The organism is Pseudomonas sp. PLMAX, assembly GCF_046042685.1.
Taxonomy (GTDB): domain Bacteria; phylum Pseudomonadota; class Gammaproteobacteria; order Pseudomonadales; family Pseudomonadaceae; genus Aquipseudomonas; species Aquipseudomonas putida_AE.
Map to the genome: position 1 here is coordinate 5,156,587 of NZ_CP064949.1, position 18,750 is coordinate 5,175,336.

16 protein-coding genes and 3 tRNA genes are annotated in these 18,750 nt (G+C 62.6%); 4 read left to right on the forward strand and 15 right to left on the reverse strand.

Going from position 1 to position 18,750, the window contains the following annotated elements; all coding sequences use genetic code 11:
• Positions 1–107 precede the first annotated feature (107 nt).
• The 4 genes from DKB71_RS23465 to aldA are packed head-to-tail and all read left to right on the forward strand — an operon-like array spanning position 108 to position 4,888.
• Positions 108–1,403: an MFS transporter gene (locus DKB71_RS23465; protein WP_274075404.1), complete on the forward strand. Its 1,296-nt coding sequence runs from the start codon at positions 108–110 to the stop codon at positions 1,401–1,403.
• A gap of 32 nt (positions 1,404–1,435) precedes the next feature.
• Complete coding sequence (gene rhmD / locus DKB71_RS23470; protein WP_274075405.1) at positions 1,436–2,620, forward strand: L-rhamnonate dehydratase; 1,185 nt, start codon at positions 1,436–1,438, stop codon at positions 2,618–2,620.
• A 14-nt stretch (positions 2,621–2,634) separates the two neighbouring features.
• Entirely contained in the window at positions 2,635–3,435 is an 801-nt protein-coding gene (locus tag DKB71_RS23475) for an HpcH/HpaI aldolase/citrate lyase family protein (RefSeq protein ID WP_323627242.1), read from the forward strand.
• Between the two features lie 19 nt (positions 3,436–3,454).
• Entirely contained in the window at positions 3,455–4,888 is a 1,434-nt protein-coding gene (aldA, locus tag DKB71_RS23480; RefSeq protein WP_408597720.1) for an aldehyde dehydrogenase, read from the forward strand.
• 130 nt (positions 4,889–5,018) lie between these two features.
• Here aldA and DKB71_RS23485 read toward each other — a convergent pair whose 3' ends face one another.
• The 15 genes from DKB71_RS23485 to truA form a co-directional block, all read right to left on the reverse strand.
• Positions 5,019–7,442 (reverse strand): TonB-dependent siderophore receptor, encoded by a 2,424-nt coding sequence (locus tag DKB71_RS23485; RefSeq protein ID WP_408597722.1) that lies wholly within the window; start codon positions 7,440–7,442, stop codon positions 5,019–5,021.
• A 66-nt stretch (positions 7,443–7,508) separates the two neighbouring features.
• Positions 7,509–8,453 carry a FecR domain-containing protein gene (locus tag DKB71_RS23490; RefSeq protein WP_408597724.1) on the reverse strand — a complete coding sequence of 315 codons (945 nt, stop codon included), beginning with the start codon at positions 8,451–8,453 and terminating at the stop codon, positions 7,509–7,511.
• The gene (locus DKB71_RS23495) at positions 8,450–8,959 is read right to left on the reverse strand and encodes a sigma-70 family RNA polymerase sigma factor (RefSeq protein WP_274075410.1); all 510 of its coding nucleotides are present in this window, start codon (positions 8,957–8,959) and stop codon (positions 8,450–8,452) included. Before DKB71_RS23495 ends, DKB71_RS23490 begins: the two co-directional genes overlap by 4 nt.
• Positions 8,960–9,206: 247 nt before the next feature.
• Positions 9,207–9,283, reverse strand: a tRNA-Asp gene (locus DKB71_RS23500).
• A 92-nt stretch (positions 9,284–9,375) separates the two neighbouring features.
• Positions 9,376–9,452 (reverse strand) — tRNA-Asp (locus DKB71_RS23505).
• 53 nt (positions 9,453–9,505) lie between these two features.
• A tRNA-Val gene (locus DKB71_RS23510) sits at positions 9,506–9,581 on the reverse strand.
• 252 nt (positions 9,582–9,833) lie between these two features.
• Positions 9,834–10,607, reverse strand: a complete 774-nt coding sequence (locus DKB71_RS23515; RefSeq protein WP_408597726.1) for an SDR family oxidoreductase — start codon at positions 10,605–10,607, stop codon at positions 9,834–9,836.
• Positions 10,604–11,815 carry an O-succinylhomoserine sulfhydrylase gene (locus tag DKB71_RS23520; RefSeq protein ID WP_274075412.1) on the reverse strand — a complete coding sequence of 404 codons (1,212 nt, stop codon included), beginning with the start codon at positions 11,813–11,815 and terminating at the stop codon, positions 10,604–10,606. The genes DKB71_RS23515 and DKB71_RS23520 overlap by 4 nt, the downstream gene beginning before the upstream one ends.
• Positions 11,816–11,946: 131 nt before the next feature.
• On the reverse strand, positions 11,947–13,452 hold the full coding sequence (purF, locus tag DKB71_RS23525) for an amidophosphoribosyltransferase (protein WP_274075413.1): 1,506 nt from the start codon (positions 13,450–13,452) through the stop codon (positions 11,947–11,949).
• A gap of 41 nt (positions 13,453–13,493) precedes the next feature.
• Positions 13,494–14,054, reverse strand: a complete 561-nt coding sequence (locus tag DKB71_RS23530; protein ID WP_274075414.1) for a CvpA family protein — start codon at positions 14,052–14,054, stop codon at positions 13,494–13,496.
• A 98-nt stretch (positions 14,055–14,152) separates the two neighbouring features.
• A complete protein-coding gene (locus DKB71_RS23535) occupies positions 14,153–14,821 on the reverse strand; it encodes an SPOR domain-containing protein (protein WP_408597729.1) in 669 nt (222 codons plus the stop codon).
• Positions 14,805–16,112: a bifunctional tetrahydrofolate synthase/dihydrofolate synthase gene (gene folC, locus DKB71_RS23540; protein WP_408597731.1), complete on the reverse strand. Its 1,308-nt coding sequence runs from the start codon at positions 16,110–16,112 to the stop codon at positions 14,805–14,807. The genes DKB71_RS23535 and folC overlap by 17 nt, the downstream gene beginning before the upstream one ends.
• Positions 16,109–17,029: an acetyl-CoA carboxylase, carboxyltransferase subunit beta gene (gene accD / locus DKB71_RS23545; RefSeq protein WP_274075417.1), complete on the reverse strand. Its 921-nt coding sequence runs from the start codon at positions 17,027–17,029 to the stop codon at positions 16,109–16,111. The genes folC and accD overlap by 4 nt, the downstream gene beginning before the upstream one ends.
• 185 nt (positions 17,030–17,214) lie before the next feature.
• On the reverse strand, positions 17,215–17,841 hold the full coding sequence (locus tag DKB71_RS23550; protein ID WP_408597733.1) for a phosphoribosylanthranilate isomerase: 627 nt from the start codon (positions 17,839–17,841) through the stop codon (positions 17,215–17,217).
• A gap of 63 nt (positions 17,842–17,904) precedes the next feature.
• A complete protein-coding gene (gene truA, locus DKB71_RS23555) occupies positions 17,905–18,729 on the reverse strand; it encodes a tRNA pseudouridine(38-40) synthase TruA (RefSeq protein WP_274075521.1) in 825 nt (274 codons plus the stop codon).
• Between the last annotated feature and the right edge of the window lie 21 nt (positions 18,730–18,750).

The window sequence follows — 18,750 nt, forward strand, 5'->3', positions numbered from 1 at the left end:
ATACCCTTAGGGTATCAGTTGTTAGCTAGATTCGATTTGTAACGCATCGATCAGCGGCCGTACAGTCTTCCCCATAAGAACAAATGCCCTACCAAAGGAAAACCGCGATGAAGACTCTACCCGCGCCTCTGCTCGCCAAGATTTCCTGGCGGCTGCTCCCGTTTCTCCTGCTGATGTACATCATGGCCTTCCTCGACCGCGCCAACGTCGGGTTCGCCAAGCAAGCCTTCCAGGCCGATACCAATATCAGTGACGCCGCCTTCGCCTTCGGCGCCGGGGTGTTCTTCGTCGGTTATGCCCTGCTCGAAGTGCCGAGCAACCTGATCCTGCACCGCGTCGGCGCCCGTTTGTGGATGTGCCGGATCATGGTCACCTGGGGCCTGGTCTCCGCGGCCATGGTCTTCGCCCACACCGAAACCAGCTTCTACATCCTGCGCTTCCTGCTGGGCGTGGCCGAAGCCGGATTTTTTCCCGGCGTGATCCTCTACCTCACCTACTGGTTCCCCAGCGCCGTGCGCGGCAAGGCCATGGGTTTCTTCTACTTCGGCGCGCCGCTGGCGTTCATCTTCGGCAGCCCGTTGTCCGGCCTGCTGCTGGAGCTGGACGGCTTTGTCGGCTTCCACGGCTGGCAGTGGCTGTTCGCCGTTGAAGGCTTGATGGCCACGGCGGTAGGCATCTGGGCGTACTTTTACCTGGACAACCGCCCGGCGGACGCCAAGTGGCTGACGGTCGAAGAACGCCAGCAGGTGCAGAACCTGCTCGATCAGGAAGACAGCCACAAACAGAATCACGGTCGCAGCCTGCTCAACGTGATCTGCCAGCCGTCGGTGCTGTACCTGTGCCTGATCTACCTCTTGATCCAGGCCAGCGTCTACGGCGTGGTGTTCTACCTGCCGACCCAGGTCGGCGGATTGCTGGGCACCAAGGTCGGGCTGATGGTCGGGCTGGTCACGGCGATCCCATGGATTTGCGCGCTGGTGGCGGCTTACCTGATTCCCGGCTACAGCGACCGCACCGGCGAACGCCGCCGCACCGCCAGCCTGACCCTGCTGATGGCCGCCGCCGGTATCGCCTGCTCGGTGACCTTCAGCAGTCCGTTCCTGGGCATCGTCGCCCTGTGCTTCGCCGCGTCCGGTTTCATCGCCGTGCAACCGGTGTTCTGGACCTTCCCTTCCAGCTACCTCGCCGGCAGCGCCGCGGCGGCCGGCATCGCCCTGATCAACTCGTTCGGTGCCCTCGGCGGCTTCATCGCCCCGGTGCTGAAGAACTGGGCCGAAGGCGCCTTCCATTCTCCGGCAGCCGGCCTGTACCTGCTGTCCGCCACCACCGTCATCGCCGCGTTGCTGGTCCTGGGCGTGCGTTCGCCCGGGCATGAAGCTTCGAACAAACCGGCCACCGTTTAAACCTGACCGCCGTTAAAAAAAGGAATCACACCATGGGCATTCCAACCATCAAGCACGTCCGCGCTTTCACTCTGCGAGGCGGCGGCGCGGATTACCACGATCAGGCCGATGGCCACTGGATCGACGATCACATTGCCACGCCGATGAGCAAATACCCGGAGTACCGCCAGAGCCGCCGCACCTTCGGCATCAACGTGCTCGGCACCCTGGTGGTGGAGATCGAAGCCAGCGACGGCACGGTCGGTTTTGCGGTGACCACGGGCGGCGAGCCGGCCGCCTACATCGTCGAGAAACACCTGGCGCGCTTCCTCGAAGGCGCGAAAGTCACCGACATCGAAAAGATCTGGGACCAGATGTACCAATCGACCCTGTATTACGGGCGCAAAGGCATCGTGATCAACACGATTTCCGGGGTCGACCTGGCGCTGTGGGACTTGCTCGGCAAGATCCGCCAGGAGCCGGTGCACCAGTTGCTCGGCGGCGCGGTACGCGATGAATTGCAGTTCTACGCCACCGGCGCCCGCCCGGACCTTGCGCAGAAAATGGGTTTTATCGGCGGCAAGATGCCGCTGCACCATGGCCCGGCCGAAGGCGAGGAAGGCCTGCGCAAGAACCTCGAAGAACTGGCGACCATGCGCGAACGGGTCGGGCCGGACTTCTGGCTGATGCTCGATTGCTGGATGAGCCTGGACCTCAACTACGCCACCAGACTGGCGGTCGGCGCCCACGAACATGGCTTGAAGTGGATCGAAGAAGCCCTGCCGCCGGACGATTACTGGGGCTACGCGGCCCTGCGCAACAACGTGCCCAAAGGCATGCTGGTGACCACCGGCGAACATGAAGCCACCCGTTGGGGCTTCCGCATGCTGCTGGAGATGGGCTGCTGCGACATCATCCAGCCGGATGTCGGCTGGTGCGGCGGCCTCACCGAACTGGTGAAGATCTCGGCCCTGGCCGACGCCCACAACGCCCTGGTCATTCCCCACGGCTCGTCGGTGTACAGCTATCACTTCGTGGCCACCCGGCATAACAGCCCGTTCGCCGAATTCCTGATGATGGCGCCCAAAGCCGACGAAGTGGTGCCGATGTTCCATCCGCAATTGCTCGGCGAACCGGTACCGGTGAACGGTCGCATGCGCCTGTCGGCACTCGACCAGCCGGGATTCGGCGTGACCCTCAACCCGGAATGCCAACTGCATCGGCCGTATAGCCGCTGAGCCAGGAGTTCGTGATGAACATGCCGCACAACGCTTTCAAGGCCGCCCTGAACAAACCTGCGCCGCAATATGGCATCTGGGCCGGGTTCGCCACCGGCTACGGCGCCGAGATCGTCGCCACCACCGGTTATGACTGGATGCTGATCGACGGTGAACACGCACCCAATACCGTGCCCGGCGTACTCGCCCAATTGCAGGCCGTGGCGCCCTACCCCACGGCACCCATCGTGCGCGCCGTGAATGGCGACGCCAACCTGATCAAGCAGTTGCTGGATATCGGTGCGCAGACGCTGATGATCCCGATGGTCGAAACCGCCGAACAGGCCCAGGCCCTGGTCCGCGCCATGCGGTACCCACCCCACGGCATCCGTGGCGTCGGCGGCGGCCTGACCCGCGCCACGCGCTGGGACGGAGTACCCGACTATCTGAACACCGCCCATGAACAGCTGTGCCTGATCGTGCAGGTGGAATCGCGGCTCGGCGTGGAAAACGTCGCAGCCATTGCCGCCGTCGAAGGCGTCGACGCGGTGTTCATCGGCCCGGCGGATCTGTCCATTGGTCTGGGCCATGCCGGCAATCCCGGTCACCCGGAAGTTCAGGAACGCATTCAACACGCGGTCAACGCGACGCTGGCGGCCGGCAAGGCCTGCGGCATCCTCGCACCCAATGAAGAAGACGCGCGGCGCTATCAGGGCTGGGGCTGCCAGTTCATCGCCGTGGCCATCGACATCAGCCTGCTGCGCCAGAGCGCGATGGCCACCCTTGCCCGCTACCGCACACCGGCCACCGAACACGCGCCGTCGCGTACCTACTGATCAGCCAAGGAGTCGTTCCATGTCATCCGTGCCTGTTTACGAAAACTTCATCAACGGCCAGTTCGTGGCCAGCGCTGCCCACATTGACGTGATCAACCCGGCCACCGGTGCCTTGTTGTCGAAGGTGCCGGCGTCGAATGCCGAAGACGTCGATCGCGCCCTCGCTGCGGCGCGCTCCGCGCAAAAGGACTGGGCGCGCAAGCCGGCGAATGAGCGCGCCGGTTACCTACGGCGCATCGCCGCCAAACTGCGGGAAAACGTTGCGCACCTGGCGCGCACCATCACCCTGGAACAAGGCAAGATCAGCGGCCTGGCCGAAGTCGAAGTCAACTTCACCGCCGACTACCTCGACTACATGGCCGAGTGGGCACGGCGCATCGAAGGTGAAATCATCACCAGCGACCGCCAGAACGAAAACATCTTCCTGTTCCGCAAACCCCTGGGGGTGGTGGCGGGGATCCTGCCGTGGAATTTCCCGTTCTTCCTGATCGCCCGCAAGATGGCCCCCGCCCTGCTGACCGGCAACACCATCGTCATCAAACCGAGTGAAGAAACGCCGAACAACTGCTTCGAGTTCGCCCGACTGGTGGCAGAAACCGACCTGCCGCCCGGTGTGTTCAACGTGGTTTGCGGTGACGGCCAGGTTGGCGCGGCGCTCAGCGGGCACAAAGGCGTGGACATGATCAGTTTCACCGGCAGCGTCGCCACCGGTTCTCGGATCATGGCCGCCGCCGCACCGAACATCACCAAGCTCAATCTGGAACTGGGTGGCAAGGCCCCGGCCATCGTGCTGGCGGATGCCGACCTGGACCTGGCGGTGAAGGCCATTCGCGATTCGCGGATCATCAACAGCGGCCAGGTGTGCAATTGCGCCGAGCGGGTGTATGTCGAACGCAAGGTGGCGGATCAATTCATCGAGCGTATCGCCGCCGCCATGAGCGCGACCCGCTATGGCGACCCGATTGCGCAACCCGATGTGGAGATGGGCCCTCTGATCAATCGCCAGGGCCTGGACAGCGTCAACCGTAAAGTCCGTACAGCACTGAGCCAGGGCGCCAGCCTGATCAGCGGCGGACAGGTTGCCGACCTGCCGAACGGCTTTCACTTCCAGCCCACGATCCTGGCGGGCTGCCGCGCCGACATGGAGATCATGCGCGAGGAGATCTTCGGTCCGGTGCTGCCGATCCAGATCGTCGATGACCTGGATGAAGCCATCGCCCTGGCCAACGACTGCGACTATGGCCTGACCTCGTCGATCTACACCCGCGACTTGAGCAAGACCCTGCACGCCATGCGCGAGCTGGATTTTGGCGAAACCTACGTCAATCGCGAGAACTTCGAAGCGATGCAGGGGTTTCATGCCGGGGTGCGTAAATCGGGGATTGGCGGGGCGGATGGCAAGCATGGGTTGTATGAGTACACCCATACTCATGCGGTGTATCTGCAGGGCTGAATATCTGCGGTGTTGCTGATGCCGCCTTCGCGAGCAAGCCCGCTCCCACATTGGTTTCTGTGTCGAACACACAATCAAATGTGGGAGCGGGCTTGCTCGCGAAGACGTCAGATCAGTCAACACAAGACCATCAGAAGTCCACAGTCGCCGAAAGCAAATAGGTCCGCGGCGTCGACAGCGTCAACCCCGGCTCACTGTCATCCGAAGCCCCCGCCGAACTCCAGTAGCGCTTATCCGCCACGTTCTCGATATTGCCCCGCACGGTAATGATCTTTTCATCGACCCTGAACGCATACCGCGCCCCCACGTCGAAACGCTCCCAGGAATCGATTTCCTTGTTGTTGGACTGGTCCAGGTACTGCGAGCTGGAGTAGATGCCGCGACTGGTCAGGGTCAGGCCCTGGACGTTCGGCACGTCCCACTCGGCGCCCAGGTTGACGTTGTACTTCGGCGTGGCCGGCGCGCGGTTGCCGTCGAAGGTGCCATTGGTGGTGTCGTTCAACTCGCTGTCGATGTACATCACCCCACCGAGCAGCCGGAATCCGTCGAGCGGTTCGCCGAACACGCTCACCTCAACACCATCGTTCTGCCGCTTGCCGTTGGGGCCGAAGACCCGCGTTGTGGCGTTGGTCTCGTAGGCCGGTTGCTTGATCCGGAACACCGCGGCGGTGACCGCGAACGCACCGGCGTCGTACTTGGCGCCGACCTCGACCTGACGGCTGATGAACGGCGGGAAGATTTCATCCTCGTTGATCGAGGTGGACGGGGCGATCTTGCCCTGGCTCAGGCCTTCCATGTAGTTGGCGTACACAGATAATTTGTCGGTGGCCTTGAACAGGATGCCGCCCGATGGCGAGAATTTTTCCTCGTCATAGGCGGTGTCGCCCTTGACGTCATCCGACCAGTCATCCACCTGCACCCGCTGCCAGCGGCCACCGAGGGTCAGCAGCAACCGGTCATCGAAGAAACCCAGGGTGTCGGACAAGGCCACGCTGCTGAAGCGGTTCTCGGTATAGACCTCTGGGTCGAAGCGCGTGGGCCGTACGGGTGTCGGGGTTTCCACGGGGTCGTAAAGGTTGCTGGGGGCCGCAGCGTAACGGGCGCCGCCATTCTCGAAGTCCATGTAGAAATAGCTGGCGGCCAGGTTGACCTGATGGCTGACCGGGCCGGTATGAAACCAGTTGCGCACGCCGGCCGTGGCCGTGCGCACGTTTTCGTCGCGGGTGAAGTCCCGCGGCAGCACACTGAAATCACCCGCATCGTTGGTGACCGCTACGGCATGCCTGAGAAAGTCATGGTTGCTTTTGCGCGCGCCCACACCGCCGTACAACAGCACTGAATCGCTGACATCGAATTCACCGTTCAGCGTGCCGAAAGTGTCCGTGGTGCGCGCCTGGCTCCAGGGCTGCGCATAGTTGTCGCGGACATCGTTGGCATTCGGCACCTTCGCGTTGACGCCAATCTGCACGCGCTCCTGGGGGGCATCGGTATTACGTTCGGTGTGGCCGATGTCGGTCGAGAGGCGCAGGCGGTCACCGCGAAAATCCAGGCCCAGCACGGCCATCTCGCGGTCGACGCTCTGGTGATCCCAGTCGGTGTCGCCAGACTGCTTCACGCCGTTGAAACGAATGCCGAACATGTCCTCCTCACCAAAGCGCCGGCCTACATCCACGGCACCGCCAAGCTGGTTGTTGGAGGCGTAACTGCCGGTGAACGAGGTGATCGGCTGGTCGGTCGCACGCTTTGGCACCACGTTGATTCCGCCGCCCACGCTGCCCCGTGGCGAGATGCCGTTGACCAGCTGGCTGGGGCCCTTGAGGATGTCGACGCGGTCGGCCATCTCCATGTCGATGGTATAGGTCGGCAGGACACCGTACAGACCGTTGTAGGAAACATCGCTGTTGAACAGGCTGAGTCCGCGAATGGTGAACTGCTCATAACGCCCTCCCGCCGGGTTGGTGGCGCGTACCGAAGGATCACTGGCCACCAGGTCGCCCAGGGTACGCGCCTGCAGGTTTTTCACCGCCTCGCTGGTGTAGGTGGTCATGCTGAACGGCGTTTCCATGAAGTCTTGCGAGCCGAGCAAGCCTTGCGAACCACGGCGTGCAACCTGGCCACCGGCGTAAACCGGGTCGACGGCGTCACCCGCTGTCGCGTAAATGGAAGTGGCGCCCAGTTGCAGGCTGCTGCCCGATGGTTCGGGAATCAGGATGTACGCCTGCTCGCCCACCGGTTGCAGTTGCAGGCCGGAATTCTGCAACAGGCGCACGAAGCCCTCCTCCACCCCATAGTTACCGGAAAGTCCCGCACTGCTGCGACCGCTGACCAGCGCCGGATCGACCGACAGGTTGACCCCGGCCAGCCCCGCGAACCGGGTCAGCGCATCACTCAGGCTGCCGGCCGGCACCTGATAACTGCGACGAGTGGCGTCTTCGGCCCAGGCATGGGTGATGAAGATCGGGCTGGCACTCAGGCTCAACAACAGGCTCAGGCGCAACAACGGGCGCAGACCGGACGACGCCGGGCGTGGACGGCAAGACTTTACGGCGGGCATTGAAAAGGCTCTCTTGTGCGTTCAGTTGCCTTGAATGACAAGCGAGTCGAAAAAAGGGGACAGGCTTCACGCAACTTTTTTGCGCGGCGTCAGCGTCACCCAGTAACGGGTACGCATTTGCACCTCCAGCGGCAGGCTGGCCGCGAGCAGCGCGAGGATGCGATCGGTGTCGTCCAGGCGGAAACTGCCAGTGACCCGCAGCGCTTCGAGTTCCGGCGCCCAACGCAGGACACCCGGTCGGTAGCTGTCGAGTTCGCGCAGGAATTCTCCCAGTGGCTGGTTGCTGGCCATCAGCACGCCTTCGCGCCAGCCGGGTTGCAACACATCAAAAGCCTGTATCGCCGCGGCGCCTGCCGCTTGCAGGTTGACCTGCTGACCCGCGCGCAAGGTGAGCGCCGCGCCCTGCAAGGGTTGCAACTGCACGGCACCGCTGAACACCGATACCCGGCATCCGCGGCTGCCTTGGCGCACGCAGGCTTCGCCTTGACTGACGGTCACCTGACCGAACCGGGTCTGGATCATCAAGGGCGATGCACCCGGCACCTTCAGCGACATTTCGCCCTCCACCAGTTTCACCCGACGATTCGGCAAATCCACATCGACGGCGCTGGCCGTATTGAGCTGCAGGACACTGCCATCGGCCAGGCGTACCTGCTTGCGCTCGCCGGTGGCGGTGTGCAGGTCGGCGCGCCAGACGTCCAGGGGCAATTGCCGGCTGATCAGCCAGGCTGCCGGCACCAGCGCCACCGCGCCCAATGCGCGTTTGAGCACTACGCGTCGCGCAGGATCGGGGCGATCGAGGCTGCTCATGGCCAGCGCGGGAGGCAGGTCGGCAAAGCGCTGGCGCAAGGCTTGGGCCTTTTGCCAGGCGTGTTCATGACTGCGGCAGCTGTCGCGCCAGCGTTGCAGGTTCGCCCGGTCCTGATCGGTGGCACCTCCAGACTCGAGCAACGCCAGCCACTGCGCGGCGGCGCGCACGGCCTGGCGAACGTCGGCCGCCGGGCTGTTCACAGGTCCACCAACAGGCAATGCTCATAGGCTTGGGCCATGTAGCGTTTGATCGTGCGTTCCGACACCGACAGGCGCTCGGCGATCTGCTGGTAGGTCAAGCCCTCGAGCTGACTCCAGAGAAACGCCCGGCGCACGGCCCTGGGCAAACCATCGAGCAGTTCGTCCAGCGCTTGCAGGGTTTCCAGCAGCAGCCAACGCTGTTCCGGGGACGGCGCACATTCTTCGGGCAGGGACGCCAACGCACTCAGGTAAGCCTGTTCCAGACTGCGCCGTTGGTAGAAATTGCTTAGCAGGCGTTTGCCCACCGTCAGCAGATAGGCACGGGGCTCTTGCAGGTCGGCAATGCGCTGGGAGCTGGCGAGCAAACGCAAGAAGGTATCCTGGCTCAGGTCCGCCGCATCACAAGCGTTGCCCATGCGTCGCCTCAGCCAGCTCTCAAGCCAGCTACGGTGATCGCGGTACAGGTCGTGAAGGGTTTGCTCCTTCGCCATCGCTGCATCACTCATCTGAAGAAACCCTGTGCCAGGCGTTATCGTAAATGAGAGTGATTCTAATTAATGTCGCGAGGCAGCACCAAGTGCTTTATGCAGCGGATGCGCAGAAAGATTCGAAGGGAGGCGTTACAGAGGAGAAAAAGCCAAATTCCAGACACAAAAAACCCCGGCCTTTCGACCAGGGTCTTTGCTATCGACTCGAAGTAGCCAGTGGCTTTCTTCGTAGCTCCAAGGCGTTCAGTGGGCCTTGGAGCAGATATGGCGCAGCGGACGGGACTCGAACCCGCGACCCCCGGCGTGACAGGCCGGTATTCTAACCGACTGAACTACCGCTGCGTATCGCTTTGAGCAGATGCTCAAGTAACTCGTCTGATTGAAAACTCAGTAGCTTTTCAATCTCGAGCCAGGTAGGCCTGACTCGGAAAATATGGCGCAGCGGACGGGACTCGAACCCGCGACCCCCGGCGTGACAGGCCGGTATTCTAACCGACTGAACTACCGCTGCGCGTCGGTGCAGGCATTTCAGCCTACGGCTTGCTTTCGCAAGTTTCTCGGGAGTGGTGGGTGATGACGGGATCGAACCGCCGACATTCTGCTTGTAAGGCAGACGCTCTCCCAGCTGAGCTAATCACCCGTTTGCATCTCCGAGGCCGCGAAATTTACGCAGGTAGCGAACCTAAGTCAATAGCAGGATTGAAGTTTTTCTGAAAAAGACAAAATCGTGGCATCACTTACAAGGGTTGCAAACCTTCAGACCGCTTTCGCGAGCAAGCCCGCTCCCACAGTGAACCGCGTTTCTTCAGGCAAAACGCAGTCCACTGTGGGAGCGGGCTTGCTCGCGAAGACGGCGGTACATTCAACATCAATGCCTGAGGAAAGAATCGATCTACTCGCTGTAAATCATCTTCTTGGTCATGCCGCCATCGACCACAAACTCCTGGCCAGTGACGAAACCAGCATTCTTCGACAGCAGCCAGGCCACCATCGCCGCCACATCCTCAACCGTCCCTACCCTGCCCGCCGGATGCTGGGCATGATCGGCGTCCGTCAGCGGCTCGGCACGACGCACCGAAGGGTCCCGCGCATCGATCCAGCCGGGGCTGACGGCATTGACCCGAATCTCCGGACCGAGGCTGATCGCCAGTGCGTGAGTCAGGGCCAACAAACCGCCCTTGCTCGCGGCATAGGCCTCGGTGTCCGGTTCCGACTGCCCGGCGCGGGTCGAGGCCAGGTTGACGATCGCCCCGCTATGGGCCCGCAGGTACGGCGCACAGTGCTTGGCCAACAGCATCGGCCCACTGAGGTTCACCGCCAGCACCCGGTTCCAGTACGCCAGGTCGAGGCTTTCCAGGGTGATGTTATGCGGATCGGCCACCGCTGCATTGCACACCAGCGCATCCAGGCGCCCGAACTGCCCCAGCACCTCGGCAACGCCCAGGGCCACCTGCCCTTCGTTGGAGACGTCCATGGCGATGAACCAGGCGTTGTCGCCCAGCACCTTCGCCACCTTCGAGCCACGATCGCGATCCAGGTCCGTGAGCACCACTTGCCAGCCTTCGCTGATCAACCAGGCCGCAATACCCAGGCCAATGCCCCGCGCCGCGCCGGTCACCAGCGCGACGCGACCATTGGAACCCGGTGGCGTGGACAACTCGATCACAAGGCAGCCAACCCGCGCGCCAGGTCGGCTTGCAGGTCTGCCACGTCTTCCAGGCCGACCGCAATGCGGATGAGGCTGTCACGGATGCCCGCAGCTTCACGCTCTTGTGGCGCCAGGCGGCCGTGGGAGGTGGTGCTCGGGTGGGTGATGGTGGTCTTGCTGTCGCCCAGGTTCGCCGTGATCGAAATCAGGCGGGTCGCATCGATGAAGCGCCAGGCGCCCTCTTTGCCGCCCTTGACCTCGAAACTCACTACCGCGCCGAAGCCCTTCTGCTGACGCAGGGCCAGCTCGTGCTGCGGATGGCTCTTGAGACCGGCGTAATGGACTTTCTCGATGCCGTCCTGCTGCTCCAGCCACTCGGCCAGCTCCTGGGCGTTGGCACAATGGGCCTTCATCCGCAGGTTGAGGGTTTCCAGGCCCTTGAGGAAGATCCAGGCGTTGAACGGGCTCAGGGTCGGCCCGGCGGTACGCAGGAAGCCAACCACTTCTTTCATCTGCTCGCTGCGCCCGGCCACGACCCCGCCCATGCAACGGCCCTGGCCGTCGATGAACTTGGTCGCCGAGTGCACGACGATGTCCGCACCCAGTTTCAGCGGCTGTTGCAGCGCCGGGGTGCAGAAGCAGTTGTCGACCACCAGCATCGCGCCCTTGGCGTGCGCGATGTTCGCCAGTTCGGCGATATCCACCAGCTCAGCCAACGGGTTGGACGGCGATTCGACGAACAGCAACTTGGTGTTGGTCTTGATCGCCGCGTCCCAGCCGGACAGGTCCGCCAGGGGCACGTAGTCGACTTCGACGCCGAAGCGCTTGAAGTACTTCTCGAACAGGCTGATGGTCGAGCCGAATACGCTGCGCGACACCAGCACGTGGTCGCCGGCACTGCACAGGCTCATCACCACCGCCATGATCGCGGCCATGCCGGTGGCGGTGGCCACGGCTTGCTCGGCGCTTTCCAGGGCGGCGATACGCTCTTCGAAGGCACGTACGGTCGGGTTGGTGTAGCGCGAGTAGACGTTACCCGGCACTTCGCCGGCAAAACGTGCGGCGGCGTCGCCAGCGGTGCGGAATACATAGCTGGAAGTGAAGAACATCGGATCACCGTGTTCGCCTTCCGGCGTACGGTGCTGACCGGCACGTACGGCCAGGGTATCGAACGCTACGCCTTCGAGGTCGCTGTCCAACCGACCGGCATCCCAATCCTGACTCATGCTGTCACTCCTTGCCTTATTCGGTAGTAGATACGAAACCGGCCCTGTAGGAGCGTGGCTTGCCCGCGAAGGATCCTTTGGATACGCCAAAAGCTTCGCGGCAAGCCTCGCTCCTACAAGGCCGGCTTTACTCAGTTGTTGTACAGATCGATGATCGCGCTGACCGCCTGGGTCTTGACCTTGGAGGCATCGTTACGTGCCTGTTCGATCTTGTTCAGGTAAGCCTCGTCGACGTCGCCGGTCACATACTTGCCGTCGAACACCGCGCAATCGAAGTTCTCGATCTTGATCTTGCCGCCACCGACCGCTTCGATCAAGTCAGGCAGGTCCTGATAGATCAGCCAGTCGGCGCCGATCAGGTCCGCAACGTCCTGGGTCGAACGGTTGTGGGCGATCAGCTCGTGGGCGCTCGGCATGTCGATGCCATAGACGTTCGGGAAACGCACGGCAGGGGCTGCGGAGCAGAAATAGACGTTCTTGGCGCCCGCTTCGCGTGCCATCTGGATGATCTGCTTGCAGGTGGTGCCGCGCACGATCGAGTCGTCCACCAGCATCACGTTCTTGCCGCGGAATTCCAGTTCGATGGCGTTGAGCTTCTGGCGTACGGATTTTTTCCGCGCAGCCTGGCCCGGCATGATGAAGGTCCGACCGATGTAGCGGTTCTTCACGAAACCTTCGCGGAATTTCACGCCCAGGTGGTTCGCCAGCTCCAGGGCCGCGGTGCGGCTGGTGTCCGGGATCGGGATGACCACGTCGATGTCGTGATCAGGACGTTCGCGCAGGATCTTCTCGGCGAGCTTCTCGCCCATGCGCAGGCGGGCCTTGTACACCGACACGCCGTCGATGATCGAATCCGGACGCGCCAGGTAGACGTGTTCGAAGATGCACGGGGTCAGGGACGGGTTGGTCGCGCACTGACGGGTGTGCAGCTTGCCGTCTTCGGTGATGTAGACCGCTTCGCCCGGTGCCAGGTCGCGAATCAGGGTGAAACCGAGCACGTCCAGGGACACGCTCTCGGAGGCGATCATGTACTCGACGCCTTCGTCGGTGTGACGCTGGCCGAACACGATCGGGCGGATGCCGTGCGGGTCGCGGAAACCGACGATGCCGTAGCCGGTCACCATGGCCACTACCGCGTAGCCACCGACGCAGCGGTTGTGCACGTCGGTAACGGCAGCGAACACGTCTTCTTCGGTCGGCTGCAGCTTGCCGCGCTGGGCCAACTCGTGTGCGAACACGTTCAGCAGTACTTCCGAATCGGAGCTGGTGTTGACGTGGCGCAGGTCAGATTCGTAAATCTCCTTGGCCAGCTGTTCAACGTTGGTCAGGTTACCGTTGTGCGCCAGGGTGATGCCGTAAGGCGAGTTGACGTAAAACGGTTGAGCTTCGGCCGAAGTCGAGCTGCCCGCGGTCGGATAGCGCACATGGCCAATGCCCATGTGGCCGACCAGGCGCTGCATGTGACGCTGCTGGAACACGTCACGCACCAGGCCGTTGTCCTTGCGCAGGAATAACCGGCCATCATGGCTGGTCACGATACCGGCAGCGTCCTGGCCGCGGTGCTGGAGGACGGTTAGCGCGTCATACAGCGCCTGATTGACGTTCGACTTACCGACGATACCGACGATGCCACACATGCGACGCAACCCCTACTTAATGGATCTGAACTGAACAACACTCACTGAGGCGTTTTGGCCATCGGCAAGAGCTGCTCCTTGAACGGTATATCAGCGGGTACGCTGATACCGCTGGCAAGCCACTGACTGCTCCACCCGAGAATCAGGTTCTTGGACCAGTCGGCGACCAATAAAAATCTTGGCACGAGCTGGGACTCTTTCCACCACCCGTCCTGCTGTACCGGCCCCAGGCTCAACAGCCCGACCGCCACGACCACCAGCAACACGCCACGCGCCGCGCCGAAGGCCATGCCGAGGAATCGATCGGTCCCGGACAACCCGGTGACGCGAACCAACTCGCCGATAAGATAATTGATCATTGCGCCTACGATCAGCGTGGCGACAAACATGATGGCACAGCCCGTGATTATACGAGCCGATGGGGTCTGGATGTATCCGGCGAGGTACTCGGACAATGAGCCACCAAACATCCAGGCAACGGCTCCTGCGATGATCCAGGTCACGAGCGACAGTGCTTCCTTGACGAAGCCGCGGCTCAGACTGATCAATGCGGAGATGGCGACGATTGCAACGATCGCCCAGTCAACCCAGGTAAATGGCACAGTGCAGCCTACAGACGGATAAGGCGGCGCATTTTAGCAGAGCCCATGCTTATCGGTAAGCTGCGATTGTCAGTGCATTTCAAATCGTGTCGATAGATTTAGCCACGCTCTGGCTGAAAGCGCACGACAAAGCCCTTGAGGTTCTGCTGGCGGTTCAGCAAGTCGCGCAGGCGATCGGCTTCTGCACGCTCGATCAGCGGCCCGACGAACACCCGATTCTTGCCATCGGCAGTGCGGATGTAGGCATTGTAACCCTGGCTGCGCAGGGTTTTCTGCAGCTTTTCCGCACTCTCACGATTGGCCAGGCTGGCCAGTTGCACCGACCAGCTGACCGACAGGCCATTGGCGTCGACACGGCTTTGCGTGGTATCCGGCTTGCCCGGTGCGGCGCTGATCGGTTGCGACGGCGCCGTGGCAGGCTTGGCAGCCAGCGCCGGGACGGGCGCAGGTGCCGGGGGCGGCGTGACTGGCTTGACGGTGGGCGCCGGAGCGACAGGCGCAACCGGTGCAACCGGCGCTTCCTGCTGGGCGATTTCCTCGTCGCTCGGCACGGGCTCCTGCGGCAGGGCCTGGGGTTCAGGCACCACCACCGGCTCCACCTGCACTTGCGGCATCACCGGCGCTTGCGGCGCCGCCGGGGCCTGGACCGTCACCTGGCGCTGCTCGTCCTGGCGGGAAAACAGCATCGGCAGGAAAATCACGGCCAACGCCACCAGAACCAGGGCGCCGACCATGCGCTGCTTGTAAGCCTTATCCAGCAATGCCATTTGCCGCTTCCTCCGTGGAGCGCCGGGCCAGCCACTCGAGGGCCTCGGCAACACAATAGAATGATCCGAACAACAGAATCTCGTCGTCGCTCGTCGCCTGTGCACACTGCCCTTCCAGGGCGGCGGCCACGCTGTCATAGGCCGTCACCGCAGCACCGCGCTTGTCCAGTGCCTCGCGCAAGTCGGCCACCGGTCGCGCCCGAGGCGAATCCAGCGGCGCAACGGCCCAGTGCTCGACACTAGCACTCAATTCGCCAATAACACCATCCAGATCCTTGTCCGCCAGCAATCCGAACACCGCCAGGCGCTTGCCAGCCGGTGGTCGGCTGACCAGGCGACGGGCCAGGTACTCGGCGGCATGGGGGTTATGCCCCACATCCAGCAACAAGTTAAGGCGCTTGCCCTGCCACTCGACCTGCCGGCGATCGAGACGACCGACCATCCGCGTCGCTTGCAGCGCCTGGACAATCTGCGCCTGCACCCAAGGTAAACCGAGCAGCAGATAGGCCTGCAACGCCAAGGCGGCGTTTTCCATCGGCAGGTCGAGCAACGGCAGGTCGCGCAGCTCGACTGCACGCCCTTGCGCGTCGACACCACGCCACTGCCAGCTGTGGTCAGTCATACCCAGGTCGAAATCGCGCCCACGCAGGAAAAACGGGCAGTTGAGCTCGCGCGCCTTGTCCAGCAGGGGTTGCGGGGGATTCAGGTCACCGCAGAGCGCGGGCGCGCCCTGACGGAAGATGCCGGCCTTCTCGAAAGCCACGGACTCACGGGTATCACCCAGGTAATCCGCATGATCGACGCCAATGCTGGTGACCAGCGCCATGTCGGCGTCCACCACGTTGACCGTGTCCAGACGCCCGCCCAAGCCGACTTCCAGCACCACGGCGTCGAGCCTGGACTGTTGAAACAGCCAGAACGCTGCCAGGGTACCCATCTCGAAATAGGTCAGGGATGTGTCGCCGCGGCCGGCCTCGACCGCCGTGAAAGCCCGGCACAGCTCGGCGTCAGTAGCTTCGACGCCATTGACCTGCACCCGCTCGTTGTAACGCAGCAGGTGCGGAGAACTGTAGACACCGACGTTCAGGCCCTGCGCCCGCAGCAATGACGCCACGAACGCACAGGTCGAGCCCTTGCCATTGGTGCCGGTGACCGTGATCACCCGAGGCGCCGGCTTGCCCAGTCCCATACGGGACGCTACCTGCTGCGAGCGCTCAAGGCCCATGTCGATGGCCGAAGGGTGCAACTGCTCAAGGTAGGCGAGCCACTCGCCAAGGGTACGTTCGGTCATAGGTTGGCAGGTACCGGTGGAACGACGATTGGCTCGATGGGTGCAGCGACGAATTTCGGCGTCGGCAGGCCCATCATTTGCGCCAGCAGGTTACCCAGGCGCGGCCGCAGTTCCTGACGGTGAATGATCATGTCGATCGCGCCGTGCTCCAGCAGGAACTCGCTGCGCTGGAAGCCTTCCGGCAGTTTTTCGCGCACGGTCTGCTCGATCACGCGCGGGCCGGCAAAGCCGATCAGGGCTTTCGGCTCGCCGACGATCACGTCGCCCAGCATCGCCAGGCTGGCGGAAACACCACCGTAGACCGGGTCGGTCAGCACGGAGATGAACGGGATGCCTTCTTCACGCAGACGCGCCAGGACCGCCGAGGTCTTGGCCATTTGCATCAGGGAGATCAGGGCTTCCTGCATCCGCGCGCCACCGGAGGCGGAGAAGCAGATCATCGGGCAGCGATTTTCCAGGGCGTAGTTGGCGGCGCGCACGAAGCGCTCACCGACGATGGCGCCCATCGAACCACCCATGAAGGAGAATTCGAACGCCGACACCACCACCGGCATGCCCAGCAGGGTACCGCTCATCGAGATCAGCGCGTCTTTTTCGCCGGTCTGCTTCTGCGCCGCGGTCAGGCGATCCTTGTACTTCTTGCCGTCGCGGAATTTCAGGCGGTCAACCGGCTCCAGGTCGGCGCCCAGCTCGGTACGACCTTCGGCATCGAGGAAAATGTCGATGCGCGCGCGTGCGCCGATACGCATGTGGTGATTGCACTTGGGGCAAACGTCCAGGGTCTTTTCCAGCTCCGGACGATACAGCACAGCCTCGCAAGACGGGCATTTGTGCCAAAGACCTTCAGGCACCGAGCTCTTCTTGACCTCGGAACGCATGATCGAAGGGATCAGTTTGTCTACTAACCAGTTGCTCATGCTTTCTTTCTCCAGTACCGGCGGCCCGAACGCTCTGGTTCGCAGCCCCGCGTATGCCCTTGAGCTAAATTCATGTGTGCGGCGATGTTCGATGGGTGCCGGGTCAGTGAAGCGTGACCTGCGTACAGCCCATCAATCCTCAGCCGTTTTGTACAGTGCAGTGGACGGCGGCAGTCTGCCAGCCGTCACATCAAGGTGCCACGGACTGCCTTGATGAATGCCTGAATCTTTGCGTGATCCTTGATGCCCTTGCTCGCCTCTACCCCGCCACTGACATCCACGGCATACGGTCGAACCCGCGCCACCGCCTCGGCGACGTTATCCGGGGTCAGGCCGCCCGCCAGGATGATCGGCTTGCTCAAGCCTTGCGGTATCAATGACCAGTCGAATGCCTGACCGGTTCCACCGGGAACACCTTCGACATAGGCGTCGAGCAAAATACCGCTGGCACCCGGATAAGCGTCGCAAGCCGCCGCGATATCGTCCCCGGCCTTGACCCGCAGCGCCTTGATGTACGGACGATGCCAGCCTTCGCAGTCGGCAGCGCTTTCATCACCATGGAACTGCAACAGGTCCAGCGGCACCGCGTCGAGGATTTCTCCCAGCTCGCAACGGCTGGCGTTGACGAACAGGCCCACGGTGGTGACGAACGGCGGCAACGCCTTGATGATCGCGCGCGCCTGCTGGAACGTCACGTTCCGCGGGCTCTTGGCGTAGAACACGAAGCCGATGGCATCGGCCCCGGCCTCGACCGCCGCCAACGCATCCTCTATGCGGGTAATCCCGCAAATCTTGCTGCGAACGGCTGACATGTCGATTAATCCCCACGGCAAATCCGAGAAAGTCCCGGATGGTAACAAAAGCGTTCGAAGGCGTCAGCCGTCAAGTTCGCTGAAACCGGTGAGGAAATGTGGGCCAATGAAACGCTCCGGCAGCTGGAACTCGTCACGGTACTCGACCTGCACCAGATACAGGCCGAACGGATGCGCTGTCACCCCGCCGGAACGGCGAATACGGCTCTCCAGCACTTCCTTCATCCACTCCACCGGACGCTCGCCGGAACCGATGGTCATCAGTACGCCGGCAATGTTGCGCACCATGTGGTGCAGGAAGGCGCTGGCACGGATATCCAGCACGATCATCTTGCCGTGACGCGTGACGCGCAGGTGATGAAGCTCCTTGATCGGCGACTTGGCCTGGCACTGGCCGGCACGGAAGGCGCTGAAATCGTGGGTGCCCACCAGGTAGCGGGCCGCTTCGGCCATGCGCTCGACATCCAGCGGGCGGTGGTTCCAGGTGATTTCTTCGTTCAGGTGCGCCGGACGGATCTGGTCGTTGTAGATCACATAGCGATAGCGCCGGGCAATGGCCTTGAACCTGGCATGGAAATGCGCCGGCATGACCTTGGCCCAACTGACGCTGACATCGTGGGGCAGATTTATATTGGCCCCCATGACCCAGGCCTTCATCGAACGCTCGACCTGCGTGTCGAAGTGCACGACCTGGCCACAGGCGTGCACGCCGGCATCGGTGCGCCCGGCGCAGAGCAGCGAAACGGGCGAGTCGGCCACCTTGGACAAGGCGTTTTCGAGGGTTTCCTGCACCGTGAGCACGCCCGAGGCCTGGCGCTGCCAGCCACGATAACGCGAGCCCTTGTATTCAACGCCCAACGCGATCCGGAAAAAGCCGTCGGCCGCCATTTCGGCGGCCGGGTTATCTAT

Bases quoted from the DNA above. Each gene is read 5' to 3' on its own strand.
- folC (WP_408597731.1), bottom strand. From the start codon at position 16,112: ATGACCGAACGTACCCTTGGCGAGTGGCTCGCCTACCTTGAGCAGTTG.
- DKB71_RS23535 (WP_408597729.1), bottom strand. From the start codon at position 14,821: ATGGCATTGCTGGATAAGGCTTACAAGCAGCGCATGGTCGGCGCCCTG.
- aldA (WP_408597720.1), top strand. From the start codon at position 3,455: ATGTCATCCGTGCCTGTTTACGAAAACTTCATCAACGGCCAGTTCGTG.
- DKB71_RS23475 (WP_323627242.1), top strand. From the start codon at position 2,635: ATGAACATGCCGCACAACGCTTTCAAGGCCGCCCTGAACAAACCTGCG.
- truA (WP_274075521.1), bottom strand. From the start codon at position 18,729: ATGGCGGCCGACGGCTTTTTCCGGATCGCGTTGGGCGTTGAATACAAG.
- DKB71_RS23465 (WP_274075404.1), top strand. From the start codon at position 108: ATGAAGACTCTACCCGCGCCTCTGCTCGCCAAGATTTCCTGGCGGCTG.
- DKB71_RS23485 (WP_408597722.1), bottom strand. From the start codon at position 7,442: ATGCCCGCCGTAAAGTCTTGCCGTCCACGCCCGGCGTCGTCCGGTCTG.
- accD (WP_274075417.1), bottom strand. From the start codon at position 17,029: ATGAGCAACTGGTTAGTAGACAAACTGATCCCTTCGATCATGCGTTCC.
- DKB71_RS23550 (WP_408597733.1), bottom strand. From the start codon at position 17,841: ATGTCAGCCGTTCGCAGCAAGATTTGCGGGATTACCCGCATAGAGGAT.
- purF (WP_274075413.1), bottom strand. From the start codon at position 13,452: ATGTGTGGCATCGTCGGTATCGTCGGTAAGTCGAACGTCAATCAGGCG.
- DKB71_RS23495 (WP_274075410.1), bottom strand. From the start codon at position 8,959: ATGAGTGATGCAGCGATGGCGAAGGAGCAAACCCTTCACGACCTGTAC.
- DKB71_RS23520 (WP_274075412.1), bottom strand. From the start codon at position 11,815: ATGAGTCAGGATTGGGATGCCGGTCGGTTGGACAGCGACCTCGAAGGC.
- rhmD (WP_274075405.1), top strand. From the start codon at position 1,436: ATGGGCATTCCAACCATCAAGCACGTCCGCGCTTTCACTCTGCGAGGC.